The following is a 16109-nucleotide window of genomic DNA, read 5'->3' as shown; positions in this document are numbered from 1 at the left end:
GGCGGCGCCCCACGGGCCCTCGAACGCGCTGCGGGCGGCCCGTACGGCCGCGTCGATATCCGCAGCGGTGCCGCGGGCCAACTGGGTAAATGGCTGCCCGTCAGAGGGATCGAGTACCGGGATCGTCTCGCCACCCGCAGAGGTGGCCCATTCGCCGCCGATGAAGTGTTTGGCTTCTTCCATGCATGCTCCTGGCTGAAAAGACTCTGCAACAAGACTGTGCGACGATTATCGCGCCGATCCTGGCGCGAGTGCCATTGGCCGATTGGCTATAATGACCCATCCCGCACTTCCGGCCCGCTGTGCGGCGCCCGCCCAGGCCTTATAGGGTTAGGCGCCGTATCGCGCGCTGTGTTCCGCATTCCATCCTGACCAGAGAGCGCTCATGAGCTTCAATCACGTCCCCGCAGGCAAAGATCTTCCGCAAGATTTCAACGTCATCATCGAGATTCCCGCGCAAAGCGATCCTGTGAAGTACGAAGCAGACAAGGACCTGGGTTTGCTCGTCGTTGACCGTTTCATCAGCACGGGCATGCGTTATCCGGCCAACTACGGTTTCATCCCGCAGACACTGTCGGGCGACGGCGACCCGGTCGACGTGCTGGTGATCACGCCGTTTCCGCTGCTGGCGGGCTCGGTCGTCCGTGCGCGCGCGCTCGGCATGCTGCAGATGACAGACGAATCGGGCGTTGACGCGAAGCTGATCGCCGTGCCGCACGACAAGGTCTGCCCGATGACGGCAACGCTGAAGTCGATCGACGACGTGCCGGCGTATCTGAAAGACCAGATCAAGCACTTCTTCGAGCAATACAAGGCGCTGGAGAAGGGCAAGTGGGTGAAGGTCGAAGGCTGGGCGGACATTGATGCCGCTCACAAGGAAATCACCGAAGGCGTGGCGAACTACAAGAAGTAAACTGGTTCAGACACCCAGGTGCAAAAAACCGCGCTGGCCCGAAAGGGCGGCGCGGTTTTTTATGGGTCGCGAGCAGGGCGCGCAGAAGCCGATCACGCGTTCAAATTGCGCATGCGCTATCCGTGGCGGGTACTACGTGGCTCATTTCGCGTATCACGCACCGTCCGCTCCTTCCGCTTCAGCATCAACTTCAGCCTCTGCGGGAACGAGCGGCAGCACCGACTCCAAGGTCCGGACCCCCGCAGCCAAGGCGCGTTTTTCAACCGCCGACAGCCGCTTCACCCAATACTCGGCACTCGACGCGCTCGATCGGTCAGCCAGTTCGAACGAGGCCAGCACCTGCAGCGGTTTGCGCGAGCGCGTGTAGCGCGCCCCGGTGCCGTTAAGATGTTTTTCAAAGCGCGCCTGCACGTCGACCGCAATGCCGGTATAGACGCTGCCGTCAGCACATTCGATCAGGTAAAGAAACCACGCCATGAGTGCGAGCTAGCCTTTGAACGGATTGTGATCACGCAGCTCATCGACATATGCGTGGATACTGTTCGTTTCGCTGTCGAGAAAGCGCGCTACCGCATCGGCGAACCCCGGATGCGCAAGCCAGTGTGTCGAGCGCGTGACGGTGGGCAGAAACCCACGCGCCATCTTGTGTTCGCCTTGCGCGCCACCTTCGAACACGCCAAGCTTTTCCTCGATACAGAACTCTAGCGGCTGATAGTAAGCAGTCTCGAAGTGCAGGCAGGGCACATGTTCGAGCGCACCCCAGTAACGACCATACAGTGTGCCACCGGTCGCGTCGTCGCGTTGATAGATCACCAGCGAACTCGCGATCGGTTTGCCGTCGTACTCCGCGATCACGAGCAGCAAATTTTCCGGCATGGTCGCGCCAATCGTGCGGAAAAACTCGAGGTTCAGATAGGGACTCGAGAAATGCTCGCGGTAGGTCTGCTTGTAGCATTTGGCAAAGAAGCGCCACTCTTCGTCGCGGATGTCTTCACCGCGCACGCGTCGCATCGTGATACCTGCCTCGCGCACTTTGCGGCGTTCGGCGCGGATGTTCTTGCGCTTTTTCTGTTCGAGCGTCGAGAGGAATTCGTCGAAGTCGCGGTAGCCGTCGTTCAGCCAGTGGAATTGCACGCCCTCACGCTGCATCATGCCAAGGCCGGTTAGTGCGTCAGCCTCGTCGGCTGTAGGAAACAGCACATGTAGCGACGACACGTCCGCCTGCTCGGCAAACGCCACCACCGTGGCAGCCAGATGGCGCAGCGCATGCGGATCACTGGCAAGCAGCCGGTTGCCTTGCACGGGGGTGAACGGCACCGCGCACAGCAGTTTCGGATAGTAGGGCAGGCCGTTGCGCTTGTACGCATCGGCCCACGCCCAATCAAAAACGTACTCCCCGTACGAGTGCCCCTTCAGATACACGGGCGCAGCAGCGGCCAGCCGCCCGCTGCGCGGGTCCGTCAGCGTGACGAACTGCGGTGCCCAGCCGGTATCGGCCACTGCCGATTTGCTCGTATGCAGCGCGCTCAGGAATTCATGCCGCAGAAACGGCGTGGGCTGGGCCTGCTGGGCGAGCAGGGCATTCCATTCGGCGGCGTCCACCTCAGAGGGCGAGGCCAGAATGCCCGTGCGATAATCAAAGCGTTCCTGGTTCAATCTTTTGACTGTTCCGATCTGAACGGGGCGCCGCTTCTGGCAGTGCGCCGTTCGTTTGTCCGTGTTTATCCGAGTTTGCCACTTACGTCGAGCCACTCTGGCCGCCGCAACCGGCAAGCCGCGCGGCTTGCCTTCGATCCTGCCATGAAGACCCGAATCGCTCTTGCTCAAATCAATGTCACCGTCGGCGATTTCGCCGGCAACGTCGCCAAGATCGTCGCCGCCGCGCGCGCGGCGCACAACGATGGTGCGAAGCTCCTGGTCGCGCCGGAACTCGCGTTGTCCGGCTATCCACCGGAAGATCTGCTGCTACGCCCGGCCTTCTATGCCGCGAGTGCCGCCGCTTTGGCGGATCTCGCTACGCAATTGAAGCCGTTCACCGGCCTGCATGTGGTGGTCGGCCATCCGCACCGCGACGCCGCGCACGGCCATGGTAAAGCAAACGCGCCAATCGAGCGCGGCGTGCCGCCAGTCGACACGTTCAACGCCGCCTCGCTGATCGTCGACGGCAAGGTGGTGGGCACCTATCTGAAGCAGGACCTGCCTAACAGCGAAGTGTTCGACGAGAAGCGCTACTTTGCGTCGGACCCGCAACCGTTCGTATTCGAACTGGATGGCGTGAAGTACGGCGTGGTGATCTGCGAGGACGTCTGGCATTCGCCGGCGGCCCAGCAAGCCAAGGCGGCCGGTGCTCAGGTGCTGCTGATCCCGAATGGTTCCCCGTACCACCTGAACAAGGAAGTCGTGCGGGTCGACATCCTGCGCGCGCGGATTCGCGAGACCGGCCTGCCGATGGTCTACGTCAACATGGTTGGCGCGCAGGACGAACTTGTGTTCGACGGCGGCTCGTTCGTGCTGGATGGCAACGGCGAGATGGTAGCGAAGATGGCCCAGTTCGAGGAAGGTCATGCGATCGTCGAATTCGACGACGCGTGCCCCGTGCCCAGCACGGTTGCGCCCGAGCAGTCGCTGGAGGCGCAGGTCTATGCGGTGCTCGTGATGGGCGTGCGCGACTACATCAACAAGAACGGCTTCCCGGGCGCGATCATTGGCCTGTCAGGTGGCGTCGATTCGGCGCTGGTGCTGGCCGTAGCCTGCGACGCGCTTGGCGCCGAGCGCGTCCGTGCAGTAATGATGCCGTCGCGCTACACCGCGGACATTTCAACCACCGACGCCGCCGAGATGGCACGCCGCGTCGGCGTGCGCTACGACGAAATCGCCATTGCACCAATGTTCGATGCATTCCGCTCGTCGCTCGCGCAGGAGTTCGCGGGCCGCGCGGAAGACGCCACGGAGGAAAACATCCAGGCGCGCATTCGCGGCACGCTGCTGATGGCGTTGTCCAACAAGTTCGGTTCGATCGTGCTGACCACCGGCAACAAGAGCGAGATGGCGGTCGGCTATTGCACGCTGTACGGTGACATGGCCGGCGGTTTCGCGGTGATCAAGGATATTGCCAAGACGTTGGTGTACCGCCTGTGTCACTACCGCAACGCGGCGACTACGTTCGCAAAGCAGAACATCATTCCGGAGCGAATTCTGACGCGCGCGCCGTCAGCGGAGTTGCGCGACAACCAGACCGACCAGGACAGTCTGCCGCCGTACGAAGTGCTCGACGCCATCATGCGCATGTACATGGAAGAGGACCGCTCGCTTGCCGAGATCATCGCGGCAGGCTATGCGGTGGACGACGTGAAGCGTGTCACGCGCCTCATCAAGATCAACGAATACAAGCGCCGTCAGGCGCCGATCGGCATTCGCGTGACGCATCGCGCGTTCGGCCGCGACTGGCGTTATCCGATCACGTCGCGTTATACCGAACCGGTGGAGTAACCCTTCGCGCAAGCAGCGTAGAATCAAACCTATCGTTTTCCTTTCGACTTTCTCAAACTATCCAATCTAGAGACGAGGCAGCCATGAAGCGCATTACTGCAGTCATTAAACCGTTCAAGCTCGACGAAGTGCGCGAAGCACTCGCGGAAGTGGGTCTGACGGGCCTGACGGTCACCGAAGTCAAAGGCTTTGGGCGCCAGAAGGGGCACACGGAGCTTTATCGCGGCGCTGAATATGTGGTGGATTTTCTGCCGAAGGTGAAGATCGAAGTGGTGGTGGCGAACGATCAATGCGATCAGGTCATCGACGCCATCATCGGCGCGGCACGCACCGGGAAGATTGGCGACGGCAAGATCTTCGTGGCGGAAGTCGAACGCGTGATCCGCATTCGCACTGGTGAGGAAAACGAAGCAGCGGTGTAAGGGTCGCACACAAGGCAGAAGATCAGACTGACACGCAGCGGACGCAGATCCGCTCGCGCCAATAAAAAACGGTGCGATACCCTTTCGGACATCGCACCGATACGCGCCTCTCGCAGCAGCGTGAAAAAGATTCTAAGATTTTATCTTGACGTTACACCGTTCGATTAGAACGAGTGTTGGATACCAGCGTAGAAGCCGGTCTGAGCATGGCCCAGCGTCGGGTTTTCGTTATAGCCAGCAGACGTTTCGCCGCCAGGGCCGGGGGCATTCGCATCAAGGCCGAAGTTAGCGGTCTTGCTGTTACGTGCCGTAGCGATCTGGATGTCGAGCAATGTACGCTTGGACAGGTTGTACGAACCACCAATCGTGTAGATGTTCGCGTTGCCGCCACCATTGTTGGCGTTGACGTGGTACACCGCAGCGATCAGCGCAGCAGCCGGCGTGGCTTGCCACGTCACACCGCCCCATTCCTGGTCGGTCGTCGTCGGCGTGCCGATAGGTACACCCGTTTCACCCGAAGTACGGACGCCCTGGTACACAGCCTGAATCTTGAACTGGCCGAGGAACACGTTGGCGCCAGCGAAGTACTCACGACCGAAGCTGAACGGACCATTCGGCGAGCCAGCGGCGACGTCACCCAGGCTACCCGTCGTCGGGTTGCGGATTTCGTCATACAGGCCGCGCAACTGGAACAGCGAGTTCGTGTAGGTCACCTGGAGGCCGTCTTCACGACCTTGGACTGCACCCGGGCCACCGTTGAAGCTGGTCGAGTTCGACAGCGAGTACTGGCCATACACGTCAAAGCCAGCGATCTTCGGCGACTGGTACGACACGTTGTTGCTCGATGCCGGCCAGTTGCGGCCACGCACCAGCGATGCCGACGACCAGTTCGACTGACCGAACGGGTCAAAGTCCCACACGCCGTTAGCGATGAACAGTTCGCGACCCAACAGCAGCGTACCGAACTGATCGTTCGACATACCGACTGTTGCCCAACGATTGAAGAGTTCACCACCGCCAGGGCCTGCGCCGGTCACGGTGCTGAAGGAGCCTTCCAACTGGAACAGCGCCTTGTTACCGCCACCGAGGTCTTCAACGCCCTTCATGCCCCACAGGCTGGTGCCCCAGTCGCCGCTTTCAATGCGCCAACGCGATACTGAACCGTTGTAAGTGGCATTCGGAAGGCCGCTGATGTATTCGACACCCGCATCAAGACGACCGTACAGCGTCACGCTGCTTTGTGCGTGCGCAACTACACCGGCCGACATCAGCGCCGCGGCGAGCAATGCTTTCTTCATCTTCTCCTCCATACCCTGTCAAAAGAAAAACCCAGTACTGCGAATGGTGTCCGGACGCCAGAGGCGCCGAACAGAAATCCGTACCAGGGAGACGATTGGGTCGATCGGGGCGCGTGGTCATAACGAAGTAGCGTGGAGCTATCTGTGCGTCGTGTCCGTCCCTCGTCGGCCCGTATCTCCTCTGCGTTTTGAAGTGAAACTACTTTTAATCAACTTTGTTTTGGTACTTTGGTTACTAATTTATCAAAAATACACTTCAATGTGAGAAGAAATTGGTCTTGAGTCCAGCAGGTGTCTCCAAATTGCAATAGTGGTGTGAGCAAGGAACCTGAACCGCGTGCCTAAAACACCATGAAAGCCTTGTCTGACAAGGGAATCATGCTTCATATGTGGCAACGTTAAGGATTGCCACTATTGACGGTAGAAAAACGCCGGAGTAGGACTAAAAGGCGGGACGTTCGCGCATATTTTGGGACGCCAGGCATCTCAAAACACGAAGTGGAAATGAAAAAGGCGCTTTTGTAAGCGCCTTGTAATACTACATGAACAACAGCCAAACTACAGATCGTTCTACTAAAAACTACTTAAGGCTGCCCGAAAGGAATTGTTTAAGCCGTTCGCTTTTCGTGTTCCTGAACACTTCATCCGGATGACCTTCTTCTTCGACGCGTCCCTGATGCAGGAACATCACGTGATTCGACACGTTGCGCGCGAAGGCCATCTCGTGAGTGACCACGATCATGGTGCGGCCTTCTTCGGCTAGCGTCTGCATGACCTTCAGCACTTCGCCGACCAGTTCCGGATCGAGCGCGGAAGTCGGTTCGTCGAACAGCATCACGTCGGGATGCATCGCCAGTGCCCGGGCAATCGCGACGCGCTGTTGTTGGCCACCAGACAGGTGCGCCGGATATTGCTTCTCGACGCGCGGCGCGAGGCCGACCTTCTCCAGATATTGACGGGCGCGCTCTTCCGCTTCGCGGCGCGGCAGGCCAAGCACATGCACCGGCGCTTCAATGATGTTCTCCATCACGTTCATGTGCGCCCACAAATTGAAGTGCTGGAACACCATCGACAGCTTGGTGCGCACGCGCTGCAACTGCCTGGGATCGGAGACCCGCAGCGCCCCGTTCTTCGCTTTCTGCGTGCGGACCTCTTCGCCGTCGACGAAGATGCGCCCCGAGTTAGGCTGTTCGAGAAAGTTGATACACCGTAGCATGGTGCTCTTGCCTGAACCGGATGAGCCAATCACGCTTATCACATCGCCTGCATTGGCTTGCAGCGAGACGCCCTTGAGCACTTCATTGTCGCCGTACTGTTTATGAAGCTCGTCGACGAAGAGCTTTTGCTTCTTTGTGTTCATCTGGGTCCTTGACGGCTTATTTGCCTTGCGGTCGCAAATAAGCGAGCCAGCGGCGCTCGGCGCGGCGGAACAGCCACACCAGCGTGAAAGAGATAATCAGGTAGAGCAGGGCCGCGAGGCCGAATGCATTGAACGACTGATAGGTGGCGGAGTTCACATCCCGGGCGATCTTCAGGATGTCCGGCACGGTGGCCGTGAACGCAACCGTGGTGGCGTGCAGCATCAGGATCACTTCGTTGCTGTAGTACGGCAGCGCGCGGCGCAGCGCCGACGGCAGGATCACCCGGCGGTAAAGCGTGAAGGGCGACATGCCGTAAGCACGGGCGGCCTCGATCTCTCCATAAGGCGTGGCGCGGATGGCGCCGGCGAAGATCTCGGTGGTGTACGCACAGGTGTTCAGCGTGAAGGCGAGCAGCGTGCAATGCATGCCATCGCGGAAGAACGCGTTGGTCAGTTCGTGATTGCGGATCACTTCCAGACTGTAGAGGCCGGTGTAGCAGAGCAGCAGTTGCACATAGAGTGGCGTGCCGCGAAACACATAGGTGTAGAGCCACACCAGACTCGAGAGCCACTTCTTCTTCGAAACGCGTGCGACCGACAGCGGAATCGACAGACAGAAGCCGAGGCCGATCGACACCACCAGCAGCCACAGCGTAATGACGACGCCCGTCAGGCGGTAGCCGTCGCTATATAGATAGTTGCGCCAGTATTCCTGAATGATCTCGATCATAGATCCGCCTTGCGTACGCCGGTCGAGTAGCGCTTTTCGAGGTACATCAGCACGAAGTTCGAGACCGTGGTGATGACCAGGTAGATGGCCCCTGCGAGCAGGGTGAAGAAGAAGAATCTCAGCGTGCCTTTGCCGGCGTCCTGCGAGGCTTTCACGACATCGGCCAAGCCGATGATCGACACCAGCGCGGTGGCTTTCACCATCACCTGCCAGTTGTTGCCGATACCTGGCAGGGCGAAGCGCATCATCTGCGGGAACATGATCCGTGAGAACACCTGCCAGCCGGTCATGCCGTACGCGGAGCCCGCTTCGAGCTGGCCGCGTGGCACCGCGAGGAATGCGCCGCGGAAGGTCTCCGTGAAGTAAGCGCCGTAGATGAAGCCGAGCACCGCGACGCCGGCCACGAACGGGTCGATGTCGATCTGGTCCCAGCCGAGCAGGTCGGTCAGGTTGTTCAGGCAAATCTGCAGGCTGTAGAAGAGCAGCAGCATAAGCACGAGATCGGGCACGCCGCGCACGAGCGTCGTGTAAAGCGTGCCGACGCTATATGACACGCGGTTTTTCGACAGTTTGGCCGCTGCGCCGAGCAAGCCCAGCACAAAAGCGAACGCCAGCGACAGGACCGCCAGTTTGACGGTCTGCCAGGTGCCGTTAAGAAGCAACGGGCCGTAGCCTTGAAGGGACATATGAGGTCCTTGACGATGCGTGAGGTGCGGACCGCGAAAGCCGCGGTTGACCTGCGCCGCGCGTTTTCCGACTGTATAACGAAGCTCGCGGCAGGCCCATGCGGGTCCGTCCCGAGTTCCGGACGCTTCGGGTGACGATCAGGCGACTTCGGTGCCGGTTGGAGTCCGGTTAGCCTCGAAGCCTACGATTTGGCCTCGAATGGCCGTCGCTATTCTAGGCGGTCAAAATTGTCGTGCCGGATCTGGACAGCCTGATGCGGCGGCCTGTTCCGGAATGCGACGCGGCTGAGTCCACCAGAAAAGCGCGGTATTTTACCCGATCAGGCGAACCGTGCCAGTGCAGCGCCGGCCACGCTCCGTAGAGCGTCTGCGCGAAGCCGGTGAACCTGCCTCCGCTGCGAAGATCATGCGGCCTTGCGGGCTGGCGACGGGGCTGCGCTGCCCATTGCCCGCATTTATGGAACGCTCAAGTGCGCTTGTGCGGATTGTTCCAGAGGCCACTCGCCCATACATTCTGGCCATCGCAACGCATTGACCTGGAGTTACTCATGATCGAGATTCGCCGCTCCGCAGAACGCGGCCACGCCAACCACGGCTGGCTCGACTCGTATCACAGCTTTTCCTTTGCCGATTACTACGATCCGGAGCACATGCACTTCGGACCGCTGCGCGTGATCAACGAGGACCGGATTGCGGGCGGCCAGGGCTTCGGCACGCATGGTCATCGCGATATGGAGATCGTCACTTACGTCCTCGACGGTGCACTCGCGCACCGCGACAGCATGGGCAATGGCTCGACGATCCGCCACGGCGACGTGCAGCGCATGAGCGCCGGCACCGGCGTGATGCATAGCGAGTTCAATGCGTCGCCGGATGAAGAGGTGCATCTGCTGCAGATCTGGGTCTTGCCGCAGCGCGCCGGCAACCCGCCGGGTTACGAGGAAAAGCGCTTCGATGCCGCGGACAAGCGTGGGCGTCTGCGTATTGTCGCTTCGCCGGATGGTCGCGACGGATCGGTGACAATTCATTCGGACGCGTCGATTTATGCGGCGCTGATCGATGGCGCGGAACAAGCCGCATTGCCGCTGCAAGCGGGCCGGCGTGCCTATGTCCACGTCGCACGCGGCGCGTTGACGGTCAACGGCGAGGCGCTTGGCGCGGGTGACGCCGCGATGATTACCGATGCCGATCAGGTAACGCTGGAAAAGGCCGCGGCGGCTGAGGTGCTGGTGTTTGAACTCGGCTCGCTGAATGGTTGAGCGGCCGGGCCGGCTGCCGGTTGGTCTGCCGCGCAATCGGCAGGGCGGTTGAGCCATCAGCCGGGGACGAACGGTCAGGCGCCTCGCGCAAAATAGAAATGCCACGGAAATCTCTTCCGTGGCATTTTTTTCGCGCGGACCACGCTACGGCGAGTCGTAACCCGCCGCACCGAGTGCGTGCGACCTGCCGCTCGCCGCGCTGAGTGCGCTGGCTTCGCTTACTGGTTAGCAGCCGGCGCCGACGCCGCGCCCTTGCGATGCTCCCAATGCTCGCGCATCTTCTCGTGACGCGCTTCCATCTTGGCCCAATGTTGCTTGAGAGCCGTACTGACGATGGTCTTCTGCTTGTCGTCGAGACCGTTATAGAACGTGAGCCAGGCAGCTGTGGTCTGCTCGTGCAGCTGATGGTTCTGCTCTTCAGCCTTCTGATGCATATCGTGCAGTGCGTTCAGATCGAGGATCGGTTGCTGCTGCATCGACTTCATCTGCTCGTGCATCTGCTTGTGGCTCGCGCGCTCGGCCTCACGATTTTGCTTCATCGTGTTGAGGGCGGTTTGCCACTGCTTTTCCTGATCTGGGTTCAGGTTCAGTTGGCCATGCAGCTGGTTCATTTCCTGCATGAAGTGGTCGTGGTGCCAGCCTCCGGGACCGCCAGGACCGCCGGGGCCGGAAGGTTGAGCAGCGTATGCTGCACCAAGGCCAATAGAAAGCGATGCTGCGGCGACGGCGACAAAGCGTGACATTTTTGTGGACATGAATGGCTCCTTGTAATGGAATAGCCGACGATGCAAACACGGCAACACAGGACGGGATGCATTCGGTAAGACACAGCGTAGAGATCTGCGAACTGCTCTGTGTTACGCGACGCTCTGTGGCTATTACGCGACATTACGTGCCCCTTTCGCCGTAACACCCGGTAACCCTTTGGGCGGTCTCCGGCCCGGAAACCCCAACTGCTGCGCGTTAAACTTCAAGCCATGGCTACTCAAATACTTGTCGTCGATGACGACGTCGAACTCCGCGATCTGCTGCGCGACTATCTGGCCCGTCAGGGCATCGAAGTATCGGTGCTGCACGACGCCGGCTCGCTCGAGCGCAGGCTCGAACGCGAACGCCCGGACCTGATCGTGCTCGATCTGATGATGCCGGGTGTGGACGGTCTGACGGCGCTCAGGAAACTGCGCGCCTCGGGCGATGACATTCCGGTGATCATGCTGACGGCGCGTGCCGATGACGTCGACCGCATTGTCGGTCTCGAACTCGGTGCGGACGATTACCTCGGCAAACCGTTCAATCCGCGCGAATTGTTGGCGCGTGTGCAGGCGGTGCTGCGGCGCCGTCGCACGTTGCCGTCGGCGGCTGCGCCGGAACAGCGCGAGCCGTTCACGTTCGGCCGCTTCACGCTGGATTTCCAGTCGCGCACGCTCAATCTGGAAGACAAGCCGCTCACCTTGTCCGGCAGTGAATTCGCGCTACTAAAGATCTTCGTCAATCACCCCATGCGCACGCTCACCCGCGAACGCCTGCTCGAACTGCTGCACGGTCCGGAATACGACGGCACCGACCGTGGCATCGACGTGCAGGTGTGGCGTCTGCGTCGCATTCTCGAAACCGATCCGTCCACACCGCGTTTTATTCAGACCGTGCGCGGTCGCGGCTACGTGTTCGTGCCGGATGGCGAACAGCATGCGCCGACCCATTGATTCACTGTTTGGGCGGCTGGCGTTGCTGGTCGTCGTTGTACTGCTACTGTCGCACTTCGCGGGGTATCTGCTGTTTCGCCTTGAGCGCAGCCAGTTCCAGAATCGTTACGCAGTAGAAGAGGCGACCTTCCTCGTCGACGCCGTGCGCCAGCACGTCGCCCATTCGCCGGGTCAGCCGTTGCCGTCGCGGGTGCGCCTCGTCGACCCGTCAAGTCAGGATGTGCCGGCGGCGTCTACCGACGAGAATACCGCGCTCGACCACTTCCTCGACGACGTGCGCGACCGCATGCCGGCCGGCACCCAGGTGCGCCTGGGCGACCCCGGCAAACCGCCGGTGCTATGGGTGCGCCAGCCGAACGATCCCAGCTGGATCGTCGTGCCGGTGCAACCGCTGCGGCCGCCGCGTTCGGTCGACCGGATGGTGCTGTGGCTCACCATCATCTTTACGTTTGCGGTGATGGCGGCGCTCTTCGCCGCGTGGCAATTGCAGCAGCCGTTGCGCTCGCTGGCCAATGCCGTAGCGCGTTTCGGCCGCGGTCAGCCGGTGCCGCCGGTGCCCGAACACGGGCCGCGTGAGTTGCGTCAGTTGACCCACGGGTTCAACCAGATGGTGCAGGAAGTGGCACGTACCGAGAACGATCGTGCCGTCATGCTGGCTGGCGTCGCGCACGATCTGAAGACGCCGCTGGCGCGTCTGCGCCTGCGCGCCGAGATGATGGACGAGGCGAAGGTGCGCGACGGAGTGGTGCGCGACGTCGATTCCATGACCCATATCGTCGAGCAGTTTCTGGTGTTCGCGCACGATGGCGCCGACCGCAGCGAAACCGTCGAAGTGGACGCGCAGTGCGAGCGCGTGGTGCGTAGCTACCGGGCGGTCGCGGCTGGCGCCACCAGCGTGCTGACCGATCTGAAGGCCGGTTCGGGTTTCCTGCTGCCGGCGGCGACGCTCGACCGCGTCCTCTCGAATCTGCTGGATAACGCCCATGCATACGGCGCGCCGCCGATCGTGGTGGCAACGGCCCGCACCCCGGGCGGTTATACGCTGTCGGTGCAGGACAACGGCGCTGGCATTGCGGCTCAGGATCTGGTCAATGCGAGCCGGCCGTTCGTGCGCCTCGATCCGGCCCGCGGTGGCAACGGACATAGCGGGTTAGGGCTGGCAATTGTGGAGCGGCTGGTGCGGCGGGCCGGGGGCGAGTGGGAAATCGGCAATCACGGTGGACGTGGGCTGCGCATCCTGATGACCTTCCCGCTTCAACCTGTGACGCGGCCGGCATCGGTCTCGGAGAGCGTCTGGTAACTTGACCGGGCGAGCTGGGTGCGTTCCTAAGGCCAATGAAGGGTAAGCCGCGCGCCAGCCGAAAGCGGCCTGGTATGGCCAGATCCGGGCGGATCTGGCCTTGCGGCCGGCGAGCACGTCGCCGGGCCGCCACCAACATTACTCCGAAAACAAGGTATTCAACGCGGTGGCCGCTTCGCTATCCACCGTGTTCCAGGTCACCGTCTCCGCTTCGAAGATGTAGTGAGTCGTGTACTTGCCGAGCCGGGCGAGGATCTCTTCCTGAATCAGTTCCGGCGCCACTTCGAGTTTCAGATACCACGCTGTCGACGATAAGCGTGTCTGGAATGCTCCGTATTCGGCCAGCAGATGGTCGAACGCGTCGGCGTCGTGATCGCGGCAAACAATGACCAGATTTCCCTTCATGCAAATCTCCCGGTAGAGCGGTATCGATAGCCTTCGTGTAAAAACTGATGATACCTGCTTAGCTGCTGGGTGTCGGCAGGCCGCCGCCGGTTTGCGATCCACCCTTACCACGTAGTGGCGGCCGTGCGGGTCGGCGGGGCGGTGTCGTCGGGCGGCAGGGCTTCGGTACGGTCGCGCCCACCGCTCTTCGCGGCGTACAGCGCGAGGTCGGCGCGGCTCATGATCCGCTCCGGCAGATCCTCCGGCGAGAGTTCCGTGATGCCGATGCTCACGCTCAGATTCGCCGACGCCGGCAGCTTGCTCGACGGCATGGCCTTCAGGCGATTGCGCAACCGCTCGACCACATCACGCCCGGCTTCGAGCGCCGTGGCCGGCAGCAGAATGCCGAATTCTTCGCCGCCTAGCCGTCCGATCGCGTCGCTGCCGCGCAGCTCGGCGCGGCAGGTGTCGACGAAATGCTCGAGCGCCCGATCACCGGTGGCGTGGCCGAAGCGGTCGTTGATCTGCTTGAAGTGATCGAGGTCGGCAATCGCCATACAGAGCCGCTCGCCGCTCGCCTGGGTGCGTTCGATCTCTCTGCGTAGTAAATCAAGGAAGTAGCGCCGCGAGAGCGCACCGGTCAGTGCATCGTGACGAGCCTCCGCGGAGAGCAGCGTATTGGCCGACTGCAACTGTTCGGCGAGGTCACGGGTGGCGCGATGGTGGCGGCGTTCGCGCACATAAGACAACGTGATCACCCACGCCAGCGCAGCCGTGCCGGCGAGCGTCAGAAACACCAGCAGGTGATCGCGCTTATGGTTGCGCAGCAGTTCCGGCCAGGCGGCAAGCGGATCGACCAGGTGAGCGGACAGTCCCGAGTTGAGTCCAATGCGCGATTCGTAGAGCGCGGGCATGGGGCGGTCCATCATGCTGAAGAGCTCGCCGGCGACGGCCGCCGGAATCCACGGTGCCTGCTCGCGCGCCTGCTGCATGTTCGGCTCGATCTGAACATTCGGGAAGTCTTCGCGCCTGTAGGTGTTCAGGCGTTCTGCGGCGCTCATCTGTTTGATGTGGCCGGTGGGCAAGGCGTGTCCTTCGAGCGCGGCGTCGTGCGCCATGATGATCACGCCGTTTTCGTCGGCGACGAACGCGCCGGCATGCGCCACCCAGTGACGCAAGCGCGAGAGGCCGACTTTCGCGATGACCGCGCCCACCAGCACGCCGTCGTCGTAAACCGGTGCGGCAATGAAGATACCCGGTTCGCCGGTCGCGCGGCCCACGCCATAGGCTTCGCCGAAGGCGCCGAGCAGGGCGTTGGCGAGGAAGCTGCGCCCGCGCATGTCGACGCCCACGAAATTACGTGTCTGAGGGTTGCTGGAGGCGACGCAAATCCCGTTGGCGTTCACTAGCCAGATCGAATCAAGCCCGGAAAAGCCTTGCGCGTCGTGCAAAAAGGCGCTGACGGAGACGAGCGTCGGCACCTTGAGCAGGGCTTCGCGTTGCGCGGTTTCAGTGATGCCGCTGTTCGCGGCATAATTCTGCGATTGCGCCAGCGCGTGCTGGACGACATCCATTTCGGCCATTGTGCCGGGAATGGCCCGCGACATCGCCAGGTCGCTGGCGATCACCTCGGCCATGTTGTCGACGATCGACTCTGACATCTGGCGTTGCGCGCGCAACGCCGCGTCAAGTTCTTGCTGTACCATCCGGTCCGCGATCATGCCGGACACGAACCAGCAAACGAGCACGATCAGCGCGAAGCTGAGCGGTCCGGGTGCGTGGCGCAAGGATTTACTGTTCATCGACTCTCAGATCCGTCTGACTTTTTACATGCGACAAGGTCAATCGTTGCAGCGCGCCGGCGCTGAGCCGTTCCTGTGGTGGCGGGTCGCCAGTCGTGGCAAGCCGGGATAGCCCCCTTTCAATTTGCCCACTGTCGGGTGCCCGCCGCCGGCCCCCCAGCACGTGGCTCTCACAGTGTCTCGATTTTAACCGCCGCATGGCGCAGCGCCATCCGTTATTGCGGAAAAGGTACGGCATCAGGTTATTAACGGTCGCGCACGGTCGTTTCTGAACGCCGCCGCGGGTTTTCCAGATGTGGCTTGCAAGCGACGCCAAGAGGGGATCATCCTCCGCTGCCCGCTATGTGACCACTCATTTAGCCCTAAAGGTTGTGCCTGAAACATAGGTTGTAGTAGTGTCGTGCCGTCCAAAACCCACCGCGCCGCGCCTCGCTTGCGCCTGGCATCCGCGGCCAACCCGGTGCTGCCTCGCGTGGCCCGTATTCAAATAGCTTACGTAAACAGGAAGGGCGCCTGATGGACTTCAGTTTCGACCTGAAACGCACCGCCAACGCTTCGGCGTGGCGCCTGTTGCCCAACGGCTGGGATTTTGTCGCCTTCCCGTTGATCATCTGCCTGATCGCGATGGCCTCCATCGGCTTTCATCAGACGCTCGCGCCGATGTCGACCTTAAAGACCCAGGTGATCTCGCTCGCGCCGTCGAACCTGCCTGAGTATGCGATGCGCACCACGCTGCGCATGCTCGCGGCAATGGTTGCGTCGC

General features: G+C 61.4%; 16 protein-coding genes and 1 pseudogene. 7 read left to right on the top strand and 10 right to left on the bottom strand.

Translation table 11 applies throughout. The annotated features are described in order from the left end of the window. Positions 1-183 (bottom strand): aldehyde dehydrogenase family protein (locus tag WCA85_RS16810; protein WP_424065735.1); only part of this gene is annotated, 183 nt, incomplete at its 3' end. Positions 184-385: 202 nt separating this feature from the next. Here WCA85_RS16810 and ppa point away from each other — a divergent pair. Further along, a complete protein-coding gene (gene ppa, locus WCA85_RS16805) occupies positions 386-913 on the top strand; it encodes an inorganic diphosphatase (protein ID WP_424065734.1) in 528 nt (175 codons plus the stop codon). A gap of 153 nt (positions 914-1066) precedes the next feature. On the opposite strand, the gene WCA85_RS16800 is transcribed toward ppa, so the two are convergent. Together WCA85_RS16800 and WCA85_RS16795 are read right to left on the bottom strand one after the other, a co-directional pair. Further along, the gene (locus tag WCA85_RS16800; RefSeq protein WP_424065732.1) at positions 1067-1390 is read right to left on the bottom strand and encodes a GIY-YIG nuclease family protein; all 324 of its coding nucleotides are present in this window, start codon (positions 1388-1390) and stop codon (positions 1067-1069) included. Positions 1391-1399: 9 nt separating this feature from the next. Further along, on the bottom strand, positions 1400-2569 hold the full coding sequence (locus WCA85_RS16795) for a GNAT family N-acetyltransferase (RefSeq protein WP_424065730.1): 1170 nt from the start codon (positions 2567-2569) through the stop codon (positions 1400-1402). Between the two features lie 144 nt (positions 2570-2713). On the opposite strand from WCA85_RS16795, the gene WCA85_RS16790 reads away from it, so the two are divergent. Beyond that, positions 2714-4402 carry an NAD+ synthase gene (locus tag WCA85_RS16790; protein ID WP_424065728.1) on the top strand — a complete coding sequence of 563 codons (1689 nt, stop codon included), beginning with the start codon at positions 2714-2716 and terminating at the stop codon, positions 4400-4402. A gap of 83 nt (positions 4403-4485) precedes the next feature. Then, positions 4486-4824, top strand: coding sequence for a P-II family nitrogen regulator (gene glnK, locus WCA85_RS16785; RefSeq protein WP_074265470.1), 339 nt, complete (start codon positions 4486-4488; stop codon positions 4822-4824). 164 nt (positions 4825-4988) lie between these two features. Here the strand turns inward: glnK and WCA85_RS16780 are convergent, their stop codons facing one another. The 4 genes from WCA85_RS16780 to WCA85_RS16765 all read right to left on the bottom strand — a co-directional run bounded on the left by WCA85_RS16780 (position 4989) and on the right by WCA85_RS16765 (position 8898). Then, positions 4989-6122 (bottom strand): porin, encoded by a 1134-nt coding sequence (locus tag WCA85_RS16780; RefSeq protein WP_424065726.1) that lies wholly within the window; start codon positions 6120-6122, stop codon positions 4989-4991. 580 nt (positions 6123-6702) lie between these two features. Further along, a complete protein-coding gene (locus WCA85_RS16775) occupies positions 6703-7482 on the bottom strand; it encodes an ABC transporter ATP-binding protein (RefSeq protein ID WP_424065724.1) in 780 nt (259 codons plus the stop codon). A 16-nt stretch (positions 7483-7498) separates the two neighbouring features. After that, positions 7499-8212 carry an ABC transporter permease gene (locus tag WCA85_RS16770; protein WP_424065722.1) on the bottom strand — a complete coding sequence of 238 codons (714 nt, stop codon included), beginning with the start codon at positions 8210-8212 and terminating at the stop codon, positions 7499-7501. Further along, positions 8209-8898 (bottom strand): ABC transporter permease, encoded by a 690-nt coding sequence (locus WCA85_RS16765; RefSeq protein ID WP_424065721.1) that lies wholly within the window; start codon positions 8896-8898, stop codon positions 8209-8211. The genes WCA85_RS16770 and WCA85_RS16765 overlap by 4 nt, the downstream gene beginning before the upstream one ends. A gap of 548 nt (positions 8899-9446) precedes the next feature. Between WCA85_RS16765 and WCA85_RS16760 the strand changes: the two genes are divergently transcribed. Continuing rightward, positions 9447-10157, top strand: coding sequence for a pirin family protein (locus WCA85_RS16760; protein ID WP_424065720.1), 711 nt, complete (start codon positions 9447-9449; stop codon positions 10155-10157). Between the two features lie 218 nt (positions 10158-10375). Here WCA85_RS16760 and WCA85_RS16755 read toward each other — a convergent pair whose 3' ends face one another. Further along, a complete protein-coding gene (locus WCA85_RS16755; RefSeq protein WP_424065718.1) occupies positions 10376-10912 on the bottom strand; it encodes a periplasmic heavy metal sensor in 537 nt (178 codons plus the stop codon). A gap of 222 nt (positions 10913-11134) precedes the next feature. Here WCA85_RS16755 and WCA85_RS16750 point away from each other — a divergent pair, with 222 nt between their 5' ends. Together WCA85_RS16750 and WCA85_RS16745 are read left to right on the top strand one after the other, a co-directional pair. Continuing rightward, a complete protein-coding gene (locus WCA85_RS16750) occupies positions 11135-11860 on the top strand; it encodes a response regulator (protein ID WP_424065717.1) in 726 nt (241 codons plus the stop codon). Continuing rightward, positions 11844-13160, top strand: coding sequence for an ATP-binding protein (locus WCA85_RS16745; RefSeq protein WP_424065715.1), 1317 nt, complete (start codon positions 11844-11846; stop codon positions 13158-13160). Before WCA85_RS16750 ends, WCA85_RS16745 begins: the two co-directional genes overlap by 17 nt. Positions 13161-13298: 138 nt before the next feature. Here WCA85_RS16745 and WCA85_RS16740 read toward each other — a convergent pair whose 3' ends face one another. Both WCA85_RS16740 and WCA85_RS16735 read right to left on the bottom strand, forming a co-directional pair. Beyond that, positions 13299-13565 carry a hypothetical protein gene (locus WCA85_RS16740; RefSeq protein WP_424065713.1) on the bottom strand — a complete coding sequence of 89 codons (267 nt, stop codon included), beginning with the start codon at positions 13563-13565 and terminating at the stop codon, positions 13299-13301. A 104-nt stretch (positions 13566-13669) separates the two neighbouring features. Beyond that, complete coding sequence (locus WCA85_RS16735) at positions 13670-15346, bottom strand: sensor domain-containing diguanylate cyclase (RefSeq protein WP_424065711.1); 1677 nt, start codon at positions 15344-15346, stop codon at positions 13670-13672. A gap of 516 nt (positions 15347-15862) precedes the next feature. Here WCA85_RS16735 and WCA85_RS16730 point away from each other — a divergent pair. Beyond that, positions 15863-16109: pseudogene (locus tag WCA85_RS16730) on the top strand (sulfonate ABC transporter permease); the annotation flags it as partial.

The organism is Paraburkholderia sp. (genome assembly GCF_049581445.1).
GTDB lineage: Bacteria > Pseudomonadota > Gammaproteobacteria > Burkholderiales > Burkholderiaceae > Paraburkholderia.
Note: the sequence above shows the minus strand (reverse complement) of the source record. Positions and strands in the feature narration are given on the sequence as shown.

Bases quoted from the DNA above. Each gene is read 5' to 3' on its own strand.
- WCA85_RS16750 (WP_424065717.1), top strand. From the start codon at position 11,135: ATGGCTACTCAAATACTTGTCGTCGATGACGACGTCGAACTCCGCGAT.
- WCA85_RS16755 (WP_424065718.1), bottom strand. From the start codon at position 10,912: ATGTCCACAAAAATGTCACGCTTTGTCGCCGTCGCCGCAGCATCGCTT.
- WCA85_RS16765 (WP_424065721.1), bottom strand. From the start codon at position 8,898: ATGTCCCTTCAAGGCTACGGCCCGTTGCTTCTTAACGGCACCTGGCAG.
- WCA85_RS16780 (WP_424065726.1), bottom strand. From the start codon at position 6,122: ATGAAGAAAGCATTGCTCGCCGCGGCGCTGATGTCGGCCGGTGTAGTT.
- WCA85_RS16770 (WP_424065722.1), bottom strand. From the start codon at position 8,212: ATGATCGAGATCATTCAGGAATACTGGCGCAACTATCTATATAGCGAC.
- WCA85_RS16740 (WP_424065713.1), bottom strand. From the start codon at position 13,565: ATGAAGGGAAATCTGGTCATTGTTTGCCGCGATCACGACGCCGACGCG.
- WCA85_RS16735 (WP_424065711.1), bottom strand. From the start codon at position 15,346: ATGAACAGTAAATCCTTGCGCCACGCACCCGGACCGCTCAGCTTCGCG.
- WCA85_RS16760 (WP_424065720.1), top strand. From the start codon at position 9,447: ATGATCGAGATTCGCCGCTCCGCAGAACGCGGCCACGCCAACCACGGC.
- WCA85_RS16775 (WP_424065724.1), bottom strand. From the start codon at position 7,482: ATGAACACAAAGAAGCAAAAGCTCTTCGTCGACGAGCTTCATAAACAG.
- WCA85_RS16800 (WP_424065732.1), bottom strand. From the start codon at position 1,390: ATGGCGTGGTTTCTTTACCTGATCGAATGTGCTGACGGCAGCGTCTAT.
- glnK (WP_074265470.1), top strand. From the start codon at position 4,486: ATGAAGCGCATTACTGCAGTCATTAAACCGTTCAAGCTCGACGAAGTG.
- ppa (WP_424065734.1), top strand. From the start codon at position 386: ATGAGCTTCAATCACGTCCCCGCAGGCAAAGATCTTCCGCAAGATTTC.
- WCA85_RS16745 (WP_424065715.1), top strand. From the start codon at position 11,844: ATGCGCCGACCCATTGATTCACTGTTTGGGCGGCTGGCGTTGCTGGTC.
- WCA85_RS16790 (WP_424065728.1), top strand. From the start codon at position 2,714: ATGAAGACCCGAATCGCTCTTGCTCAAATCAATGTCACCGTCGGCGAT.